This window comes from Clostridiaceae bacterium (assembly GCA_012840395.1).
Classification (GTDB): domain Bacteria; phylum Bacillota; class Clostridia; order Acetivibrionales; family DULL01; genus DULL01.
Map to the genome: position 1 here is coordinate 1 of DULL01000064.1, position 5,284 is coordinate 5,284.

Consider the following 5,284-nt stretch of genomic DNA (forward strand, 5'->3'; position numbering starts at 1 on the left):
AGAGGCTCGTTGTCAAGGGAACCGTGGAATAAATGCGGTAAGTAAGATCAAACCAAGTAAAAAAGTACTGGCATATTCTTACTACAAGGAAAAATGAAAAATTTGCCCACTAGTACTTGACACAAACTGAGTGAATGAAAAATTTGACAAGCTTAAATTGAAAATATATAATGGTAATAAGTTTGGATGGTAAGTATTTTAGAAAAAAGGCTTGATTAAGATCCAGTTTGGAGGATTAACATGCAAATGATAAAAAAGATAATCTTATCTATTCCACTTGTTCTTATACTTATCTTTTCATTTTGTCTTGTATCCAGTGCAGAAGAAAACAAAGTGGGCATTGTTACATGTGATGTTTTAAATATACGTGAATTACCCGGCACAGAAAATAAAATCCTCCGGCAGGTAACACACGGTGAGAGACTTCAGATATTAGAAAGTTCAGAAGAATGGTATAAGATAAAATATAATGATGATATAGGTTGGGTACATAGTGATTATATTACAGTGAAGGTTGAACCAATAGGAATTGGGACTATAAATGCAGATTACGTAAATATTAGAACTGAGGGAAGCTTGTCATCCAAAGTCATTACAATGCGGAGCAGCGGAGCAAGATTTGAGGTGTATGATAAACAAGGCGACTGGTATAAAATTATGCTTGAGGACGGCACCTATGGATGGGTTTACGGCCAGTACATATCTTTCAGAGAAGGTACCGAGACTTCAAGAGGTGGACAAGATGTAAGAGATAATAATTCTGGCGGACATAGTTCCCTGGGAGAGAAGATTGTTCAATATGCCAAGCAGTATTTGGGTGTAAAATACGTCTATGGAGGATCATCTCCGAAAGGGTTTGATTGTTCGGGATTTGTACAATATGTTTTTAAGAATTTCGGCATTAATTTGGAACGTGTTGCCGCAAACCAGGCAAAACATGGAACAAAGGTTGACAAGGCCAATCTAAGGATAGGAGATCTTGTCTTCTTCGATACCAACGGAGGTATGAACTCAATCGAGCATGTTGGTATATACATAGGGGGAGGCAATTTCATACACGCTTCTTCTGCCAGCGGAGTGCGTCAGGTAACTATAAGCGATTTAACCTCAGGTTATTATTCTAAAACATACATGGGTGCAAGAAGATATATATCAGATTAGATTTCTGAGGATTTCACAAATATTAATATGGCTTCATAAGAAAGTACCTGTACATCAATTGTACAGGTTTTTTGTACGTTTTTTTTATAATATTTCAAAATTCTCACCAAAAATATTCACTGCCAATATTAACATTAATTAACAAATAATGTATAATTATGAAAAATAATGTTGACTTTTTGTTAAACGGAGGCAAAATGAAGCGCCCTTTATTACTGGCAGCGATATCTTTGGTTGGTGGAATAATAACCGCTCATACTATTGACTCTTATTTAATTACCATTATGTTAATTATAACTCTGTTTTCTGCCGCCTTATACATGACTCAAAAATTGAAAATAAATGTAGTTTTATTGCTTGTTATTGTTGCTGTTTATTCTTTCGGATCTTTTGAATATTACTGTTTTAAATTGATAAATGAAGGCAAGTATGAAAGATTTGCAGGCGAAAAAGTTATAGTAAGAGGTTTCATAATCCAGGAACCTGAGATAAAAGATATTCGGGTAATATATACAATAAAAACCAATGAAGTTATATTAGAGAATGTTGTTAATAGGGTAAAGGGCAAAATATTACTTACAGTTTTAGGAGAGGATAATACACCTATTTATGAATATGGCCAGGCAATTGAAGTAGCAGGTGAAATAACTCTGCCAAAAAACAGAAGGAATCCGGGTGGTTTTGATTACAAGAGATATTTGATGCAGTCCGGAATTTCAGCAACTATGTTTGTACGAAGTAAAAATATACTGGCTGTCTCTGGTAAAAAGAAGAATTATATCATACAACTGGGAAACAGTATCAGGAACAGGATAATAAAGATAATTGAACAAAGCCTTCCAATTGAACAGGCGGGGCTTTTAAATGGCATGTTAATTGGATACAGAAGCGGACTTTCAAAAGAAATCCAGGAAGCGTTCAATGATTCAGGATTAATACATATAATGGCGGTATCAGGTGCTCAGGTTACGTTTCTTATTATACCCGTTATGTTTATTTTTAAGAGATTGAATTTGGGAAGAAAAATATCTAATATTATTATGATAGGAATACTTATTGTTTTTTTGTCGGTTACCGGGTTTCAGCCATCAGTTTCAAGAGCTGTTATCATGGCATCCATAGTACTAATATGCCAGATAGCATTAAGAGAATATGATATATATACCAGCATATCCATAGCAGCTATCATCCTTTTAATATATAATCCATTTACATTATTTAATGTAGGCTTTCAGCTTTCTTTTATTGCTACAATTTCACTTGTAATGCTTAATAAGAATATTAGGGATATTCTTGAATGCAAGTATATACCTAATATGATTATAAATCCATTATCAATGATAATTTCTGCCCAAATTGGAGTTTTACCTATTACGGCATATTATTTTAATAAAATATCCGTTATTTCAATATTATCAAATCTTCTGGTTACACCATTGATTCAGATTACCTCTGTTTTAGGTTATATTATGATAATAGCTGGTCAGTTTAGTGTTGGATTATCGAAATTAATTGGCTACATAAATAATATATTTCTTTCCTTAATTTTAAAAATAACCGAAATTTGTGCTGATTTGCCTTATTCAACTGTTACGATACTGAATCCGGGTATTTTAGTAATTATACTATATTATGCATTAATATGGCTTTTTTTCTATTATAAACCTCTTGATAATTTCAAAACCTGGAAGAGTTATAGCCTGACTTCTATTGTGTCTGTTCTTTTGCTTTTTATGCTGCTCATGCCCGCAAAAAGGGGTATGGAGGTTGTTTTTCTTGATGTGGGAAACGGGGATTCTGCTCTTGTTACAACTGAAGGGGGAATGGCTGTGCTTATTGACGGGGGAGGATATTATAATACGGATGAAGATAAAAACATAGGAGATAGTATTATTGTTCCTTTTTTATTGAGTAATGGTATAGGAAAACTTGATATGGTTATAGCAACTCATGGTCATGAAGATCATGTACAAGGATTAAAACCTGTTCTTGAAAGTTTTAAAGTTGAAGCTTTTATAATTCCTGATGTGAGCAGTCTGGATGAATTTAAGGATCTGCTTGATATTTGCAGGGAAAGAAATATCTATGTTAAAAAATGCTCCAGGGGCGATGTAATAAGACTTGATAACAATTCCAAAATAGAAGTGTTGAATCCCTCCGGAGAATTTAACCCTTTAACAGTATCTTTAAATAATTCCTCTTTGGTGTTAAAATTAAGTCACCTGGATATTGACTTTTTATTTACAGGGGATATTGAAAAGGAAGCAGAGGCAGATATACTAAAGACCGGCTTTGACCTGGAAAGTGAAGTGTTGAAAGTGCCTCATCACGGGTCTTCAACATCTACAACACCGGCCTTTCTGGAAAAAGTGAAACCTGCAGCAGCTATTATCAGTGTAGGCAGAAATAATTTTGGACATCCGTCAGCGGAAGTAATAAAGAGACTAAATGATTTTGGAATAATGACCTTTCGTACAGATATTCATGGAGCTGTTACCGTTAAATCAAACGGGAAAAGAATTAAAATTAAGAGAATGATTACTTGATAAACTTGTTTGAAGGTGATAATAATAATGAGTATGCAAATACTAAAACAAGACATAAAGAATAAAGAAATTAGAAATCTTTATTTATTTTACGGGCAGGAAGAATTTTTAAAAAAATACTATCTAAATGCAATAGAAAAAATCATTATAAATGAGCAGTTCAGAGAAATGAATAAAGTAGTTCTTGAAGGGAAAGTAAGTTTATCCAGGTTGGCTGATGTTTGTGAAACAGTGCCTTTATTCTCAGAAAGAAAATTAGTTTTAGCAAAGAATACAGGACTCTTTAAGACCGGCAGTAAGGAAGCAGCATCTGGTAAAGATTCTGACATGGATTTTTTTAAGAAGATACCCACGTTTACATGCCTGGTCTTCTATGAGGAAGAAATCGATAAACGGCTAAAAATAGTGAATGCAGTAAAGAACAACGGACTAATAGTAGAGTTTGAATATCAGAATTCTACTGAATTGGTAAAATGGGTTATCAAAGTTTTCAATACATATAATAAAAAAATATCCGAAGAACTGGCAGCCCAGCTGGTTAATTACTGTGAGCCGGCTATGACCGATATTCTTAATGAAATCAATAAAATCATATTATATATGGGAGATAGAAAGGTTGCCAATGCAAATGACCTGGAACAGGTTTGTACAAAATCAATTAAAAGCAAAATATTTGACCTGACTGATGCAATATCAGAAAAAAATTCAACGCGGGCATTAAAACTTCTAAATGATATGGTGCTGCTAAAAGAACCTATTCCTAAAATTATATTTATGATAGCAAGACAATTCAGATTGATTCTTGAAATGAAGCTGATGTTGAATGATAAGGTAAACATTAAAACGGTTGCTTCAAAATTAAAAATTCATCCTTTTATAGCAGGGAAGATAGCCAATCAGGCAAAAAGGCTCTCAACAGATACACTTAAGAAAGCTTTGGAAAGAACATATGAATTGGATGGAGATATAAAAACCGGAAAGATTAATGATAGAATAGCAGTTGAACTTTTGATTGCGGAGTTCTGCAAATAAAGATAAAAATAAAGACAAAAAAACGTACCTTCGTACGTTTTATTAATTTGCAGCTGAAGCTGCCTTTATAGCTTTAAAAGCTTTCATAAGTCTTGATTTTTTTCTTGCAGCATTATTTTTGTGTAATATGTTTTTTGTAACTGCTTTATCAATATCGCTTATTGTTTGTCTTAAAATTTCTTCTACAGAATCACTGTTATTAGCTATTGCTTCTTTACACTTTTTTATAGAAGTTCTCAAAGCCGATTTAGCGGCAGTATTTCTCAAATTCTTTTTTCTTGCAATTTTTACACGTTTTATAGAAGACTTAATGTTTGGCAAATCATTCACCTCCCGTTGTTTTCAACATCGTTCATTTTATCACGAAAAAAAACAAAACGCAAGAGTGATTTTGGCTTTTTAAGCCGCAACATTGCAAATCTTAATTGAAAAAGTTATTTCCACCCCAAATTCATAGGTAGTGGAAATAAGTTTTGCAAATCAGGAAAAAAAGAAAAGTGGAAATTAATTTTGCAAACATCTTTTTAGTTCATCCACCCTCATCC

Annotated in this window: 4 protein-coding genes; 3 read left to right on the forward strand and 1 reads right to left on the reverse strand. The window is 33.2% G+C overall.

Going from position 1 to position 5,284, the window contains the following annotated elements; genetic code table 11:
* The first annotated feature begins 240 nt into the window (after positions 1–240).
* From GXX20_07770 to holA, 3 genes are all read left to right on the forward strand, one after another.
* On the forward strand, positions 241–1,161 hold the full coding sequence (locus GXX20_07770; protein ID HHW31552.1) for an SH3 domain-containing protein: 921 nt from the start codon (positions 241–243) through the stop codon (positions 1,159–1,161).
* Positions 1,162–1,358: 197 nt separating this feature from the next.
* The gene (locus tag GXX20_07775; GenBank protein ID HHW31553.1) at positions 1,359–3,707 is read left to right on the forward strand and encodes a DNA internalization-related competence protein ComEC/Rec2; all 2,349 of its coding nucleotides are present in this window, start codon (positions 1,359–1,361) and stop codon (positions 3,705–3,707) included.
* 27 nt (positions 3,708–3,734) lie between these two features.
* Complete coding sequence (holA, locus tag GXX20_07780) at positions 3,735–4,739, forward strand: DNA polymerase III subunit delta (GenBank protein HHW31554.1); 1,005 nt, start codon at positions 3,735–3,737, stop codon at positions 4,737–4,739.
* Positions 4,740–4,781: 42 nt separating this feature from the next.
* Here holA and GXX20_07785 read toward each other — a convergent pair whose 3' ends face one another.
* Positions 4,782–5,060 carry a 30S ribosomal protein S20 gene (locus GXX20_07785; GenBank protein HHW31555.1) on the reverse strand — a complete coding sequence of 93 codons (279 nt, stop codon included), beginning with the start codon at positions 5,058–5,060 and terminating at the stop codon, positions 4,782–4,784.
* Positions 5,061–5,284 lie beyond the last annotated feature (224 nt).